Source organism: Clostridium cuniculi, from assembly GCF_004353185.1.
Lineage (GTDB): Bacteria > Bacillota > Clostridia > Clostridiales > Clostridiaceae > Clostridium > Clostridium cuniculi.
In genome coordinates, this window is the sequence record NZ_SMUS01000021.1 from 54,260 (window position 1) to 70,998 (window position 16,739).

Sequence of the window (16,739 nt, forward strand, 5' to 3'; positions counted from 1 at the left end):
ATTGTTTTATATTTTTATCATTCTCTTTAATATACATAATTGTTAATATCCAACTACTTATAGTTATAAACAAAAATATTATTTTGAATAAGAATTCCATACTATCTCTCCAATCACTCTTTATAATAATTTCATTTTTTTATATACTATAATTGTAAAATATATGTTTTAATAGGAGGAATGTAAATTGAAACAAGAAAATAACTCAAATCATGAAAACTTAGAAAAAAATGATAAAAAAGAACGTTTTAAAATCACACTTGAAATTGTATCTCTTGTAGTATCAATATCCGCTTTTATATTATCTGCTTTTGTCTTTTTTAATTCAACATTAAAAAAAACTACTATTCGTATTGCTACTGGAAATAAAATTTCATTTAGCATCACTGATGAAACATTTAGAGTAATCGTTCCTTTAAATTTTTATAATTCTGGTGCATATCCTGGACAAATCACTACTCTTGCTCTTATGATGATAAACAAAGATGATCCATCTGAATCTTATCTTCTCAACTTTGATAAAGTAATGTCTACTATTGATGCTACTAACTCAATACTAAACGCTACTGAAATTAATGATGATATTTTTATTGAACCTAAAACTACAATTAATAAAAAAATTTGTTTCTCTCTTAAAGAATCTATATATGATTCTAATAAAAATATAATACCTCCTGCTGGTACATATAAAATGTCTCTACTTGCTTGGACAAGCACCAATGAAAAATTTGATATTCGAAAAAATTTTGATGTTAATTTATCATCAGAAACAGTCGAACATATAAAAAATAATCCTAACAATGCACGAATTGAAACACTACTCCAAAGTAATTATCTTGTTCCTGGAAAAATAAATCAAAACTTTGTTGACATATATTATGAACCTTAATTTAATAATATAAATATTGTTCTTTTAGAAGGTGTCCCTGTGGGACACCTTCTAATATTTTATTGTAAAAAAATAAAAGCTACTAATTAGCTTTTTTCTTTCTAAACATAATAGCTCCAGCTAAAGTAACAACTAATGCTAAAGAAATTACTACAACAGTATCTGTTCCCCCTGTTTGTGGTAATACAGCTACTGTTTTTTTCTTATTCTTTAACTGTGCTTTAACTACTTGACCATCTTCAGTTATTTCAAATTCTCCAACTTCTGTAGTTAACTCGTAACCATCTGGTGGTAATGTTTCATAGAATTTGTACTTACCATACTCTAATTTAAATTTATTACCTTCTACTGATGAAACAAATTCTATTACTTGCCCCTTATTGAAGCCTTCTACACACTCAATTTTAATATGAGCTCCTTCAATAACTTCACCTGTAGATACATCAGTTTTCTCAAATTCAAGAGTTCCTTCTATTCTCTTGTTCTTTAATTCAGCTTTAATTACTTCGTTTTCTAATATTTCAAAGTAACCAACTTCTGTACTAAGAACATATCCATCTGGAGCTACAGTTTCACTAAATTCGTATTTCCCTACTGGAAGTTTAAATCTTGCCTCTTCCTTACTTGATACAAATTCAAAGTCAATATGTTTATTTTGTTCATCTAAGCCTTTAATGTGAATTGTTGCACCTTCAATTAAATCTCCAGTTGATACATCAGTTTTAGAAAAATCAACTTCACCTTCTTTAACTTTATTAGTGGCAGTTATTTCAATTATTTCTCCATCTGTTACTATAGCAAAATCATAAGATATATCATTGTTTATAATATATTCATCTAATGTTGCTACTTCCCTAAAGTAGTAATTTCCTGCTTCTAAGTTTTCAACTAATATTTTACCATCTTCATTAGTAGTATAAATATCTACTAATCTTTCACCATTCCAAAGCTCAAACTCTACTCCTTCAAGTGGTCTATTTGTATCTTCATCTACTTTTAATAATTCAACTGATCCCCTAATCTTTTTATTAGTTACTTTAAGTTCTATTATCTTACCATTTTCAATTATTTCAAATTTAATAGGCTCTTTATTTTCAATATAGTTCCAAAGCCCTTCAACTTCAACTGCTTCATATTTTCCGTATTGTAAATTAGTTAAATTAATTTCTCCATTTTCATCAGTAACCTCAATCCATTCTTGACCTTCCATAAATCCATCAGTACAAGTTATCTTAAATCTAACACCTTCAAGTGACTCTTGAGTTTCTTCATCAACTTTAATTATTTTTAAGTCACCTTTAATTCTTGTATTTGCGACTTCAATAGTAGTTGCTTTACCTAAAAGCTCTATTTCTTCATAGTTAGTATTTCTATCTATAGTAAAATCGATAGGTTCAATAGCATTAAATCCTTCAGCTGGTTCAGTTTCAACTAATGAATAATTTCCTGCTGATAATTTTTGTGGAAATACTATTTCACCTTGTTTATTAGTTGTAAATACCGTTTTCTTTATTGGAATTATTCCAAAGAATTCAGTAAATTCTACATCTTCACCAGTTTCTTTATTTACAACTTTAAACTTAGTTCCTTTGATAGCTTCCTTAGTTTCACTATCGGCATCATATTTTAAAACTCTAAGTTTCATTTGTACTGGTTCATTTTTAATGTGTACTACTTCTATTTTTTCATTTTTTAAAATAGTTATAGGATATTTTTTATCATTTAACCAATAATCATTACCTACAGATGTTTCTATTGCATAATACTTTCCATATCTAAGTTCTTTAGTAAAAGCAAATCCATTTTCATCAGTAGTTACAGTATCAACAACTGTTCCTGCTTCAATTCCAAATACATCTTCTGCTACAATATTAAAAGTAGCACCTTCAACTGGCTTTTCAGCATTTTGTGAATCTATTTTAACAATTTGGATAGAACCTTTTACAACATCATTAGTAATGTTATAAGTATAAGTCTTTTGGTCAGCTCTTATTTCTACTTTCCACTCTTGATTATTTAATACATATCCATCTTTAGTTGAAAGCTCTTTAAGAATATAATCTCCATAATTTAACCAACCACTTATAGCATATCCATTTTCATCAGTTATAAGTTCCTCAACTAATTTATTATTTTCATCAAAGATACCGAATTTAACTCCTGCTAATTTAAGACCAGCTATTTCGCTATCTTCTTTATTTATTTCAACTCTACCTTTGATTATTCTATTTTGATGAGTTACTTCAATAGTTACTAAATCTTCTGATATAGTAATAAAATGTTCTTGTCCATTTAACGTATATTTATCTGGAGCTTTAATTTCTCTTAAAATATATTCACCAAAAGGATGTAATCCACTTGTAGCAGTTCCATCTTCTCCAGTAATTAAAGTTTCAACAACTTCTTCAGTAGCTTTATTTACTAATTCAAACTCTGCTCCTTGAAGCTTTTCTCCAGTTTCTTCATCAACTTTAGTAACTTTAACTCTTCCTTTTATAACTTCTTCCTTAACTATTGGTTCATTATAAGTATTAACTGATTCTGCTGTTCCATCTGAAGTTATTTTTCTTACAAATATCTCTGGATTTATTTTATACCCTTTAGGAGCTTTAGTTTCTTGAATAGTTATTGTTCCTAATGGAAGCGTAATATCACCATTACTTGCATAATAAAAATCATCACCTGATACTTTATAATCATCATTTAAATCTGAATATCCATCATTATCCGTTTTTACTACCCAAGTTCTTGTTGGGGAAATTCCTAAATCTGTTGGATTAACTCCCTCTGAATAAGTCCCTGCATAAAACTTAACAGTAAACTCTGCACCTTCTAAAGAAGCACTACCTTGCGGCGTATTAACTCCAGTATCTGAATCTACTTTTCTAAGCAATATACCAACTGGATCAGTTTGTGGTCTATCACTATATCTTCCCACTGATAAATTACCACTATTAACTGTAATAGGATAAATAGTATTATCTAATGCAAATCCTTTTGGTGCAGTAATTTCTTTAATATAATACTGTCCTTCATCAAGATCTATAATTTGTGATTTACCATTTGCTCCAGTTGTTAATGTTGCAACTTGATTTGTAGCATTTGAATTTGTATAAACTCCATATACTGCACCTGCTAATGAATAACAATTATTATTATTTGTTATTTCTGGATTAGCTGATGACTTTTCTATTTGTAATTGACCTTTAGGAGAATACTCCCAATATGCTAAATCTTGTGTACTTCCTCCGTTTGTTTGAACTATATAGACTTTAAAACTACTAGGTGGTGATGGTAAATTTGATACTCTATTTATAAAATTAGTTGCGTTTGTTCCACCAGTTCCAGTATAAGCTTTTGATAATCCTAAAGATGTCATAACCCAACCATAATTACCAGTCATATCTGATAATTGTTCAGGTCCACCATATCCATAATATAAAACTTTTCTAACAAGCTCATTATTATTTAAAGTTGCTTGTCCTGTAGGTGCTCCTTTTGCTGGAGTAGTTTGGCTATGCTCTGCACAAAAAGCCATCACTCCATCTACTTCAAACTTACCAACTGTAGATTGTCCATAACTAACCATTTCGTAATAAGTAACTGTTAATGGACTTATTCCATTTTTAAGATTAGAAGCCCAAGAATCAAGTTCTTCATTTGTAACAGTATTTACTAATATATTAGCTCCTAGCTCTTCTATATCGGCTTCACTTTTACCACTATAAAAATCATCAACTAAAAAGTAATTTTCATCTACCCATTCTAGTAAATTTAATTCCTCAACTTTATTTTTTCTTGCTTCAATTTGTTCAGGCAACATTTTTTCACCTTCAACATATTGATTTATAATTTCTACTTCTTCATTACTTATTTTATTAGTAGTAATTTCTGTAGCATTACTTACCATTCCTAACATTAAGCTACTTGCTAAGAATGAACTTAAAAATCTTTTAATTTTCTTCAGTTTTATCACTATTATTTTCTCCCTTCATTTCCAAATTTTTCTTTGCAACATTTACAAACGTGATCTCCATTTATAACAATGTCACCACACATTACACAAGTGTTCAATTTCATCACTTCCTTTCATATAATTTTAAATATATAAAAAAGCTATTTGATTTTTTCAAATAACTTTAATATCTAATACAAACTATTTTATTATTTTCTTTATTTCTAAATTTAAAATCATAAGCACTTTCTCCGATTAATTCATAGTTTCTAATATCTAATCCTTCATCATGAAGTGCAACAATATGCCTTAATCTTAATTTCATCTTTTATTACTCCTTTCTTAAAAAGCATATAAAAAAGAACCTATTCAATCGAATAGATTCTCTTTTATATAATTTCTATTATTTGGTTTCTCCACAACTATTACATTTATATCCACTTAAAACTTTTTCTGTCCAAGCTGCTTTATCAACCACCCATTTTTGCTCATAAATAGCATCATGAGTTATTGTATTTGTTCCTGTTTGTACTTGCTTCCATTCAGTTCTAAAAGAACCATTTTCCCCATTTAACATATGTGCTTTCATATGAGCTGATGTATTCCCAGTTATATCTGCCCCACAAGTATTACAAATACTAACTTCTTTTTCTTCATAAACTGGAACTGACTCTGTCCAAGCTTCTTTAATTAATACATTTTCATAATGTCCTTCTTCTGCATGGTAAACATCTTTATATACTTCTACCCAAGAATGAGTATGCTCATTCTTATTTGTATTACTATTGCTTGTACCATCATTTTTATTTGAATTAGTTGTACTTGTTTGAGTTGTTGTAGTAGTGGTCTTTTTATCACTACTTTCAGTTGTGCTTTCTTGTTTATCAGTATCACTATTTTGTGCTACTTCTTTATTATTTTCTTGGCTTGTACTATTTTCGTCATCATGATTACAATTTTCATCATGTATATGCTCATCTGTATTTTCTGCTACTTCTTTATCTTGAACAGTATTTTCTACTGCTAATTCTTCTTTATTATCTTCTATATTATTTTCTATTGTTACTGTCTTATTTTCAATGTTGTTATTATGTAATATCATTGTTCCAGCTACTGCTATTATTAACGCTCCAGCTACTGCTCCACTTATTGCTTGTACTTTCTTATTTTTTATAATTTCTTTTATTTTTTCAATATTCATTATTTCTTCTCCTTTCATTAAGAGGTGTCCCCTGGGGGACACTTTGTTATAAGTTTCATCTTACTTTTAATTTTATCATATTTTACCTTTATTTATGAAATATTTTCTTATATTTCATTATTTAAACCATCAATAGAAGTTTTTTATATTTCCATTCTTAATTGTTTTTCATTATATCCTTTTATATTATCTGCTCTCCATATTTCAATATCATTGAAGTTTATACTAAAATACCACTCCGGATTAAAAAAAGGTACTTTTTCTATTCTTCCTGGAAATATTTCTTCGTCTTTATAATAAGCTATTTTTATAAAATCAGTTTCTATCATCTTTCTTCTTTGATAGTTATTAATTTTAAACCTGTTACTAAATCTACTAGGATGTATTCCATAAACCTTATCTTTAAATCTATTGTAGAAATCTAAATATGTAATTCCATTTTCTAATAAGTTATCTTTTATCATTAACTTACTATCTTCTTTTTTAGGTCTACTTAATCCTAACTCTAAACACCAATTTATAAGTTCTTCTTCACTTATATTTTCTTCTTTGGTTAATTCTATATATGTTTGTTCTTCTATGTATTGTGAAAATCTATCTTTTTTATTCATATATATCACCACTTTATTTTGGTGTCCCCGGGGGACATCTTTAATTTTATATCTTCTCTATTTATCGGGGAGATTACTCTCCCCTTAGTAAACTTACATGACCTAGAATTAATTTTTGCTTTAATAATATATTTATTGTAATCCCTAACCCTTAGTCCTATAAATTTTAAGCTATTTAATTTCTTACTTTTAATTTTATCAAATTTATTAGAAATTATAAACCTACACTTATTTTTAGAGCTTCATTTAGGCTTTTCATCTCCCAATAACCTAATTTCCCTATTTTATTTTTTAGTTTTCTTTTATCTATGGTTCTTAGTTGCTCTAATAATATTATTGAATTTTTCTCTAAATAATAGTTATTTTCCATCTCAACATGAACTGGTAACTTCTTCTTATTTATACTTGATGTCATAGATGCAACTATAACTGTTGGACTAAAAAAGTTTCCCTTATCATTTTGAATAATGACTACTGGTCTTTCTCCTTGCTGTTCACTTCCACTATTTTTAGAAGTGCCTAAATCAGCAATAAAAATATCTCCTCTATGTATAAACTCCATTTTAACACCTTCTTTATTTATCCCAACCTAATAATCTATTTTCTAAATTTATGTATTTTTGTTCTTCTGCTTTTGTCATAAATATAGTCGGATTTTTCCTTTCATTTTTTATAAGTTCTTTAAACTTAGATTGATTATTTACCTTATTATGTATAACTTTTTTTATGTAATTTCTATATCCTTTTTTGTGTAATGGTTCTTTATCAGTTTTCTCATATAAACTTTCTATTGTTTGTCTAAATACAGTTGATCCTTTTTGTATTCCTGCTTCTTCCATTATTTCATATGTCATTTCCATTACTACATCTTGTGGAACAACTTCTTCATCATAATTTTTATTTTCTACTTTTTCTGTTGCTATTTCTTCGCTATCTGATGTCTTACTTAAATTTTCTCTAACTTCTTTTCTTAGCTCTTCCATTTCTTTTTTTATTTTGTCCAACTCTTCTTTTAACGATAGATTTTCTTCTTTCAATTTCTCATTTTCTTCTCTTACTTCATCATTACTTTTATAACTACTTGTCCCATAAAATTTTAATCTTCCCTTGCTTGTAACTCTTAAAAAGCCTTTCTTACATAACTCTCTTGCCTTTTTTACAAAATTAGATAAACTCAAATAAAATTTATTTTCTTTATATTTTTCTTTGAATAAATCATCCAGAGAAAAATTAAGAAATCCACTTTCTTTATCTTGCCAATATTTAATACTTGTGTAAATAGACATAAAAACTTTTCTATCATAATCATCAGCAAAAGTTCTATTAAATTTATCTATTTCTTCTACTGTTAAAATAACTTTCGACATTTTAAGCTCTCCTTTCTCTAAATACTAATTCTCTCTATACCTTTCCTAACTTCTTTTTTAAATTTTTCAAGTCTTTCTAGTTCTAACTTCACATATTCTATAATATTTAACTCTCCATTTTTCTCTTCAACTTTCTTAAATTCTCTAATATCTTCATTTATACTTTCTCCTGGCATGTCCCAACTATATACAAAACCTTGCTCCTTAGCTTTATTCTTATCTAAAACTAAATCACCTTTGCTATTATTTTTATAAGCAGACATACAAGCTCTTATAGTTGCTCTATTACTTAAATATTGGCTATTTTCTCTGTTTATCGCTTTTTTAATCTCTCTAATTTCTATTTGCTTTAATTCTCTATATTTTTCACAAATAAGCTCTTTCTTTTTTAACATTTGTATTCTCTTTTGCACTGCTTCTTTGGTTCTATTTAACTTTTTAGCAATTTGTTTACTTGTATAGCCTAAATTAAATAATTCTATTAATCTTTTATCGCATTCTAATGTCCAATTACTTTTTTTAACCAACAATTTCTCACTCCTAAAAAAGAATATAGTTCGCCCATACCATTAGGGTGGAAAATTTGAATGTTCAAAAGAATATAATTCCCCCAACCCACAACTCTAAAATTAACATTTTATTAAGTTTTTATTCAATTTTTATTAACAATATTTAATTTTTAAGATATTTGTTCATTTTTTCAAAAAAAGAACAAGATATTTAACTATTTCTTAATAATAAATCTATTTATTAAAAAAATATCATTAAATACCTTGTTTTATCAAACGTTATTTAAATAAATTATATAAGTTCTCCCTCTTACTTTCTCATATCAGCATTATTATAGTATAAATTTACAATAAAATAAATAGAAGCACAGTATAATATTTTCTTTATTAAACATTATACTATGCTATTAACTATATATTAATAATTCTCACTATTTCTAATTGGTCTAGTGGTGCTAATTGATTTATGCATACCTATTGGTTTAACATTTATATTTGATCTATACTCTGTTTCTACCCAATATATATTTTCTGCAACTAAAGCTTCTTTATTTAATTTAACTCCATCTAAAATTATTTCCTTAAATTTATTATATCCAGCCCTATCTATTAAATGTCCACCATGTAAATATTCAGGCTTATAATCTAATGCCCAGGCAGAAAATTTTTGCCAATTTGCCAATATTCCAAGAACAGTATTTTCAGTTGCAAAGTTAACAAAAGTTTTTCCCATTCTTGGATTTTGCTTTCCTGTCCTTCCACCTATCACTATTCTATAAAATTTTTCAGGAAGTCGAGTCCACGCACTAGCTGGACATGCTAATACACATTCCCCACACCCTACGCAACAACAAGGATCTTTATCTACTAATCCATTTTCATTTAAACTTAAAACTCTTGTTGCATGATGTTCACAAGCACGGACACAGGCACCACATCCAATACATCTCTCTTTATGATATTCCATTCTAGCTTGACCAATTATTCCAAAGTCCTGAAAATGAGCCTTACCACAGTCATTAGGACATCCTGAAACTGATACTTTAATATGATAATGTGATGGGAATATTAAATTTTCAACCTTTGTTGCTAATTCCTTAGTATTAACATTTGCCTTTATACAATGAGTATTACCTATACATGCCATTATATTTCTAGCTCCTATAGTAGGATAACCTTTATCATTTATAGTCATATCACAATTACATTCATCTATCTCTACTTCTTTAATATAATCCTTAATGTATTCATTAACTGCATCTATATTCTCATATTTTATGCCTGGTATATTAAAAGTTTGTCTCACTCCCATATGGAAAGTTCCATTTCCCCAAGTCACTGCTATATATTCTATATCACTTAAATATTTCGCATTTATTGTTCCTCCCGGAATACGCATTTGAAGCATAAATTCTCCTGGAACCTTTGATTGACGAAAACAGTTTACTCTGACTTTTTTAATATCTATATCATAATTCATAATAAAATTCCTCCTAATCCAATAAACTTTTTGCCTTAGTATAATTAAATACAGGTCCTTCTAAACAAACATATGTCTCATCAATTCTACAATGTCCACATTTTCCTATAGCACATGACATTTTTCTTTCAAAAGAAACATATATTTTTTCTTCTGGCACACCTAGTTTTATAAAATCTAAAGCTGTAAATTTCATCATCATTGGTGGTCCCACTATTATTACTTCATAATTATCTTTAAATGAATCTAATGGCAACTTTGATAAATGTTTTGTTACTAATCCATTTTCAAATCCCTTTCTTTCTCCTTTATCTAATGTATAAATAGTATTAAACTTTTCTTTCCATAACTCTAATTCACTTTTAAAAAGTACTGAATTCTCATCTTTAAATCCAAATATTAGATTAACACTTTTTGCATATGTTTCATCATTATAAAACATATTAATCATACTTCTTACTGGAGCAACTCCAGTTCCCCCTGCCACTATAATTATATTTTTATTTTTAAATTTTTCTACTGGCCATCCTTTACCGTAAGATCCTCTTAAAAATAATGTATCTCCAGATTTTAATGTAAAAATTTTATCTGTTACTTTACCTACTGAACGAATTGTAAAGTCTAAATATCCATCTCCAAATCCACTAACAGATATTGGTGCTTCTCCAATTTTAGGAATTGATAATTGTAAGAACTGTCCATGCTTAACCTTAATATCAGTTTCAACTCTAAATGTATATTCTAAATTACTCTCTTTTTTTATATCAATAATCTTACATGCTTTTGGTGTTAATATATTATTCATTACATTCCCCTCCAATTATTTCTTTAACTGCTTTATCTACTTTGTTTATAGTTGCTGTAATAGAAATATTTTCTGGACATCTATCTGTACATCTTCCACAACCTACACACATATGAGTATCTCCAAACTTTTCTTTATAATCATGTATCTTATGCAAAACTTTGTATCTCATCTTATCACCAGCATTGTTTCTAAATATATGTCCTCCTGCCATTTCATCAAATCCATCAATATGACATGATGCTTGCACTCTTTTTCTCTCTCCAACATTTGTATTTTCATTATAAATAATATCTCTAGTTGTATAACAAGAGCATGTAGGACAAGCAATTGTGCAACTTCCACATTGAATACATCTTCTATCATATTCTTTCCACATTGAATGTTCTTTTAACTTATTTAATACTTCTTTGCTTTCTATTTCTGGAATATTTACCTCCGCCATATTTTTTTCTATAAATTTAAGTTCAAATTCTTCTTCAGTACAATTTGTGAAATACTTATCAAATTCATCATCATTAATTTTAAATAATGCTGAATTTTCATAAAATCTGATAGCTAAACTATAATCATCTGTCTTATTGCTATTCATAACTGTACAGAAACAAGTATCAAACCCTTCAACACATTCCATACATACAAATCTAACTTTTTCTCTAATTCTTTTATAAAAGAAATCCTCAAAACCACCATTTTCCAAGTAAATTTTATCTTGCCTTTTTTGAGCATTAATATCACATGGTCTTGCAAATATTAATATTTTTTTATTACCATATGGATTTTTACTTTCTCTAAACTCATCTTCAGTAAAAAAATATAATGTCTGATTAATTGGTGTAATTACCTCTTTTGCTGGATATGTTGACTTTTCATTATAAACAATCTCTTCAAAGGAATTAACCTCATCATATTTAATTATATCTGTATCTGAATATCTCCCCTGTTTAACAAATCTCTTTGGTGCATATATCTTGTATTCTTCTTTTAATTTTTCAAATAAACTATTTATCTCATTTGATAATAATTTATATCCCATATTTATCCCTCCAAAATTTAGTTTAACTATTAGGAAAGTCTTATTTCCTTTATTTACTTCCCATAAATTTAATATACTACTTTTGTTATTAAATTAACAATTGAATTTTATCATCGTTATTATTAAAAAAAATTATAATTAGTTTAATTTTCCAATAACTCTTACTTCTAAATTCTAAATAAACTTTAGAGGAAATTTATAATAAATATGAGTTTAGCATACTTGAAAATTTAAAATTCCAACTTTTTTTGTAAATAAATATATAAAATTAAAAGGATTATATCTAGATAAAATCTAAATACAATCCAATAATTCCATTTTTTACTATTAAACTATAATATTAATTTAGCTACCACTACTTTCATACCTCTTCATTCCAATTAACCAAATTCTATAGGCAATAATTAAGCTAACTACTCCAACTATACAGGTTAATAAAATACCACTAAAGAAACTTTCTCTTCCTAAAAAATATGCACTTGGAAAATATCCTGTAAAAGCAAATGGTATTATAAAAGTTACTATTCCTTTTATCCATGAAGGATAAATAGTAATTGGATATTTTACAAAAGTACTTAATTGATAAACCATAAATAAATAGCTTTGAGCAAACTTTACCCAAAATGCAATAGATGCTACTGCTAATTTTATTGCAGTATAAATTAAACTTGCAAAAATTATAACAACTATTAATGCTATTATTTTACCAATAGATATATCCAATCCAAGTTTTATCCATGAAGTAATTAAAAGAACAGTACCTATAACTATTTCTCCAAATCCATCTGGCTGAAATTTTTCCACTATTACTTGAAATAACGGATTTAATGGTCGTACTAAATATTTATCAAATTTTCCTTCCACTATAGTCTGCCAACTAAATATCCAAAGCTGATCTGTAAATACATGATCTATCCCCCTAGGTATTTGTGCAAACCCATATATAAATAATATTTCATAAAAACTCCATCCCTTTAATGATGGTATAGTATTAAATATTAATGCAATAAATATTACCCCTATGGATTGTACAAACAAAAATCCTATAAGGCCTAATACAAAATCTGCTTTATATTCAATTAAGGTCTTGATATACTGTTGCAAAAACTTTAAATATAATCTAAAATACCTTTTCATATATCTTATCCCCCTAAAATTGTTAAAGTCTTAATTAAAGATTTCCACATTTTTTTAGCTATTATCATTAGTACAACTCCCCAAAACAATTGTAACCCTAAAGCAAGTAAAATACTTATTCCATTTATTTTTCCTAAGTAAATCATTGATGGAGTATATATGGCAGAACTAAAAGGCAAAAAATTTGTTATAGTTTGTGCCCACTTAGGGAAAAATGCTATTGGTATTAAAGTTCCTGATAATAAATTTACTATAGCCTGCATTATTTGTGATAATCCCCACATATTTGTTATCTTAAAAGAAATAATTCCAAATATATAACTAAAGTAAAAGTTAATAAAGATTCCTAATCCAATACTTATAAAATAAATAATTATTCTAAATATACTTATATATCCAAAAAATTTATAAAACAAAAATGTAGTAACAGAAAAAGCTATTATAAATATAATTATAAAATTATATAATACATTTCCTAACCCCTGAAAAAGCATTCTTTTTTCATAATTTATAGGTCTTACTAAATTAATTGCAATTGATCCATCCTTAACCTCTCTTGATATATCATGACTTATATCAACACTTATCATTATTGATGTTAAAAAGGATATAAATATATATATTATCATTTCATTAAAAGTAAATCCATTTAATACAGCTTCGGTGGTACTTCCATAAATAGCTTTCCACAAATAATAAGTAACAGCTAGCATAAGAAAATCACCAAACATAAATATTATTGCGTTAGCTTTATATGAAATAAGACGTTGAAATACATTCCTAGTAAAAGGCAGATAAGATTTTATTTCTTCCATTTCTACACCTCATTTCTATACATTTTTTTAACTATATCTTCTATGCTAGTTTCTTTTATTGAAAAATCAACAACATTTAATTTTTTCATTGTTCTACCTATAATATCTGCTGAAGATATTTTATTTTTATTAAATGTTACAAGTAATTTATTATCATTATATGTTAAATTAAATTCATCATCTTCTTTTATATCTGTAAATTCATTAAAACTCTCTAAATTATCTTCTTTTACTTGTATCTCTACTGTAGTTAAATAACCGTATTTTTCTTTAACTCCTTCAATTTCACCATCATATATTTTTTTACCCTTATCGATTATAATTATCCTACTACAAAGTTCTTCTATATCATTTAAATCATGAGTAGTTAATATAATGGTTGTCCCATATTTTGCATTTATTTCTTTTATTGCTTTACGTACACTTTCCTTTACAACTACATCTAATCCTATAGTAGGCTCATCTAAATATATAACCTTTGGATTATGTATAAGCGCTGCTGCTAAATCAGCTCTCATCCTCTGACCTAAAGATAATGTTCTAACAGGATTTAAAAAGAATTCATCTAATCCTAATATTTCTTTAAAAAATTTCATTCTTTCTTCAAAATCATTATCAGTAATATCATATATATTTTTTAATAGTGAAAAAGTTTCAGATATAGGCAAATCCCACCACAACTGAGTCTTTTGTCCAAATACTACTCCTATATTTTTAGCATTTTTTTCTCTATTTTCATATGGTACTATACCATTTACGGTAACGATTCCATTTGTAGGTGTTAAAATTCCTGTCATCATTTTTATTGTTGTTGATTTTCCTGCTCCATTTGCCCCTATATATCCTACTATTTCTCCATCATCTATTTCAAAACTAATATCATCTACTGCTTTTTTTGTAATATGCTCTGTTGAAAAAAAAGATTTAATTGCACCTTTAAATCCTGGATATTTTTTATTAATCTTAAATTCTTTACTTAAATTCTCTACCCTTATCATAAACTCACCCTTTTATTTTACTTCATCAAATATTATACCATTATTTAACTATTCTTCATATTCTTTTTAGTATTTTTATAATAATATCTTTTTTAACGCAAAAAAGCAACTAAGAATTTTCTTAGTTGCTTTGGTGGCTTACCGGGGAATCGAACCCCGGACACCTTGATTAAAAGTCAAGTGCTCTACCGACTGAGCTAGTAAACCAAAAATGGCAGGGATAGCAGGATTCGAACCTACGAATACCACAGTCAAAGTGTGGTGCCTTACCGCTTGGCGATATCCCTATATGGGGTGAACGATGGGACTCGAACCCACGACAACCAGTGCCACAAACTGGCGCTCTACCAACTGAACTACGTTCACCATCTGGTGCGTGTTAAGAGATTCGAACTCCTGGCCCACGCCTTAGAAGGGCGTTGCTCTATCCAGCTGAGCTAAACACGCAAAATAAAAATCTAAATCTTAGATTTAGTTATTTGAATTTTCTCGGCATAACTGAGTTTTATATTCAAATAAAGTGGAGCGGGTAGTGGGAATCGAACCCACCTTTCCAGCTTGGAAGGCTGGAGTATTACCGATATACGATACCCGCGCATCGACTACGTTGTTTAGTATATTATTTTTGTCGATGTTTGTCAACATTATTTTCATATTTTTTTATTTTATTTTTTCATATTTTATTTACATGGACTTATAATTCCTTTGAATGATATAATGTAAATGATTAAACATTATGCGGAGGATATTATATTTATGAAAAAAATAATTATGGCAAATGGTAATATTACAGCATCAGAGATTGGTTTAGGTTGCATGAGAATTGCGAATCTAGATAAAAATGAAGTAAATAACTTAATTAATACAGCCTTAGATTGTGGTATAAACCTTTTTGATCATGCAGATATTTATGGTAAGGGAAAATCTGAGGAAATTTTTAGCGAATCAATTTCTTTAACACCATCTCTAAGAGAAAAAATTATTATTCAATCAAAATGTGCTATTAGACCTGGCATGTATGACTATTCTAAAGAACATATATTAGATTCAGTTGATGGTATATTAAAAAGACTAAAAACTGATTACTTAGACATTTTATTACTACACAGACCAGATACATTAATGGAACCTGAAGAGGTAAGTGAAGCTTTTGAAAAATTATACACTGAAGGTAAAGTTAGAAATTTTGGAGTTAGCAATCACAATTCAATGCAAATTGAATTATTAAATAAGTACTTAAAAAATAAAATTACAATTAATCAACTTCAATTTAGTATAATGCATACTGGAATTATTGATTCTGGATTAAATGTTAATATGAAAAATTCTCCTTCCATAGATAGAGATAGCTCTATTTTAGAATATTGTAGATTAAATGATATTACTATCCAAGCTTGGTCTCCATATCAATATGGATTCTTTGAAGGAACTTTTATAGACAATCCTAAGTTCCCTGAACTTAATAAAAAACTTAACGAGCTTGCTGAAAAATATAATGTAAGCTCTACTGCAATTGCAACAGCATGGATACTTAGACACCCAGCTAAAATACAAACTATCGTTGGTACAACAAATGAAAATAGGTTAAGAGATATCTGTACTGCTTCTAACATACAATTAACTCGTGAAGAATGGTACTCTCTATATATAGCCGCTGGAAATCAACTCCCTTAATATCTAAATTGTTCGTTAGAGCTTAATTGCCGTGATGACGAAAATTAATGATATTACCTCCAGGAATTAGTGTAATTTTCCTTCCGATAATATCATTAATTTTTCTCTATCACTAGCTTTTAAGCTAAAGGATACAATTTCCTGCCTAACCACCTTATGAGTTAACGACTTCTGCTATATTTTATATAATAAATTGTTAACTTCTAAATATATATATTTAAATAAACTAAAAATATTAATATACAAATTAACTTTAATATAA

Annotated in this window: 15 protein-coding genes and 5 tRNA genes; 2 read left to right on the plus strand and 18 right to left on the minus strand. The window is 27.7% G+C overall.

Annotated elements, in window-relative coordinates; translation table 11 throughout:
• Positions 1–187: 187 nt before the first annotated feature.
• Complete coding sequence (locus EJJ37_RS11745) at positions 188–889, plus strand: hypothetical protein (protein WP_133015773.1); 702 nt, start codon at positions 188–190, stop codon at positions 887–889.
• Between the two features lie 82 nt (positions 890–971).
• Here EJJ37_RS11745 and EJJ37_RS11750 read toward each other — a convergent pair whose 3' ends face one another.
• The 18 genes from EJJ37_RS11750 to EJJ37_RS11830 form a co-directional block, all read right to left on the minus strand.
• Positions 972–4,865 (minus strand): SpaA isopeptide-forming pilin-related protein, encoded by a 3,894-nt coding sequence (locus EJJ37_RS11750; RefSeq protein ID WP_133015774.1) that lies wholly within the window; start codon positions 4,863–4,865, stop codon positions 972–974.
• A gap of 163 nt (positions 4,866–5,028) precedes the next feature.
• Positions 5,029–5,169 carry a hypothetical protein gene (locus tag EJJ37_RS20275; RefSeq protein WP_166484757.1) on the minus strand — a complete coding sequence of 47 codons (141 nt, stop codon included), beginning with the start codon at positions 5,167–5,169 and terminating at the stop codon, positions 5,029–5,031.
• A 78-nt stretch (positions 5,170–5,247) separates the two neighbouring features.
• The gene (locus EJJ37_RS11755; RefSeq protein WP_133015775.1) at positions 5,248–6,045 is read right to left on the minus strand and encodes a hypothetical protein; all 798 of its coding nucleotides are present in this window, start codon (positions 6,043–6,045) and stop codon (positions 5,248–5,250) included.
• 143 nt (positions 6,046–6,188) lie between these two features.
• Positions 6,189–6,656 carry a hypothetical protein gene (locus EJJ37_RS11760; protein WP_133015776.1) on the minus strand — a complete coding sequence of 156 codons (468 nt, stop codon included), beginning with the start codon at positions 6,654–6,656 and terminating at the stop codon, positions 6,189–6,191.
• A 214-nt stretch (positions 6,657–6,870) separates the two neighbouring features.
• A complete protein-coding gene (locus EJJ37_RS11765; protein WP_133015777.1) occupies positions 6,871–7,218 on the minus strand; it encodes a type II toxin-antitoxin system PemK/MazF family toxin in 348 nt (115 codons plus the stop codon).
• Between the two features lie 13 nt (positions 7,219–7,231).
• Positions 7,232–8,023: a hypothetical protein gene (locus tag EJJ37_RS11770; protein ID WP_133015778.1), complete on the minus strand. Its 792-nt coding sequence runs from the start codon at positions 8,021–8,023 to the stop codon at positions 7,232–7,234.
• Positions 8,024–8,040: 17 nt separating this feature from the next.
• A complete protein-coding gene (locus EJJ37_RS11775; RefSeq protein ID WP_133015779.1) occupies positions 8,041–8,553 on the minus strand; it encodes a hypothetical protein in 513 nt (170 codons plus the stop codon).
• Between the two features lie 397 nt (positions 8,554–8,950).
• On the minus strand, positions 8,951–10,012 hold the full coding sequence (gene asrC / locus EJJ37_RS11780; RefSeq protein ID WP_133015780.1) for a sulfite reductase subunit C: 1,062 nt from the start codon (positions 10,010–10,012) through the stop codon (positions 8,951–8,953).
• A gap of 13 nt (positions 10,013–10,025) precedes the next feature.
• On the minus strand, positions 10,026–10,817 hold the full coding sequence (asrB, locus tag EJJ37_RS11785; RefSeq protein WP_133015781.1) for an anaerobic sulfite reductase subunit AsrB: 792 nt from the start codon (positions 10,815–10,817) through the stop codon (positions 10,026–10,028).
• On the minus strand, positions 10,810–11,853 hold the full coding sequence (gene asrA / locus EJJ37_RS11790) for an anaerobic sulfite reductase subunit AsrA (protein ID WP_133015782.1): 1,044 nt from the start codon (positions 11,851–11,853) through the stop codon (positions 10,810–10,812). Before asrA ends, asrB begins: the two co-directional genes overlap by 8 nt.
• Positions 11,854–12,198: 345 nt before the next feature.
• The gene (locus tag EJJ37_RS11795) at positions 12,199–12,990 is read right to left on the minus strand and encodes an ABC transporter permease (protein ID WP_133015783.1); all 792 of its coding nucleotides are present in this window, start codon (positions 12,988–12,990) and stop codon (positions 12,199–12,201) included.
• 5 nt (positions 12,991–12,995) lie between these two features.
• Complete coding sequence (locus EJJ37_RS11800) at positions 12,996–13,805, minus strand: ABC transporter permease (RefSeq protein ID WP_133015784.1); 810 nt, start codon at positions 13,803–13,805, stop codon at positions 12,996–12,998.
• A gap of 2 nt (positions 13,806–13,807) precedes the next feature.
• The gene (locus tag EJJ37_RS11805) at positions 13,808–14,803 is read right to left on the minus strand and encodes an ABC transporter ATP-binding protein (protein WP_133015785.1); all 996 of its coding nucleotides are present in this window, start codon (positions 14,801–14,803) and stop codon (positions 13,808–13,810) included.
• A gap of 131 nt (positions 14,804–14,934) precedes the next feature.
• Positions 14,935–15,010 (minus strand) — tRNA-Lys (locus tag EJJ37_RS11810).
• Positions 15,011–15,015: 5 nt separating this feature from the next.
• A tRNA-Gln gene (locus EJJ37_RS11815) sits at positions 15,016–15,090 on the minus strand.
• Between the two features lie 3 nt (positions 15,091–15,093).
• Positions 15,094–15,169, minus strand: a tRNA-His gene (locus EJJ37_RS11820).
• A gap of 4 nt (positions 15,170–15,173) precedes the next feature.
• Positions 15,174–15,250 (minus strand) — tRNA-Arg (locus EJJ37_RS11825).
• Positions 15,251–15,324: 74 nt separating this feature from the next.
• Positions 15,325–15,398: transfer RNA gene (locus tag EJJ37_RS11830), tRNA-Gly, on the minus strand.
• 161 nt (positions 15,399–15,559) lie between these two features.
• On the opposite strand from EJJ37_RS11830, the gene EJJ37_RS11835 reads away from it, so the two are divergent.
• A complete protein-coding gene (locus tag EJJ37_RS11835; RefSeq protein ID WP_133015786.1) occupies positions 15,560–16,477 on the plus strand; it encodes an aldo/keto reductase in 918 nt (305 codons plus the stop codon).
• The last annotated feature ends 262 nt before the right edge of the window (positions 16,478–16,739 follow it).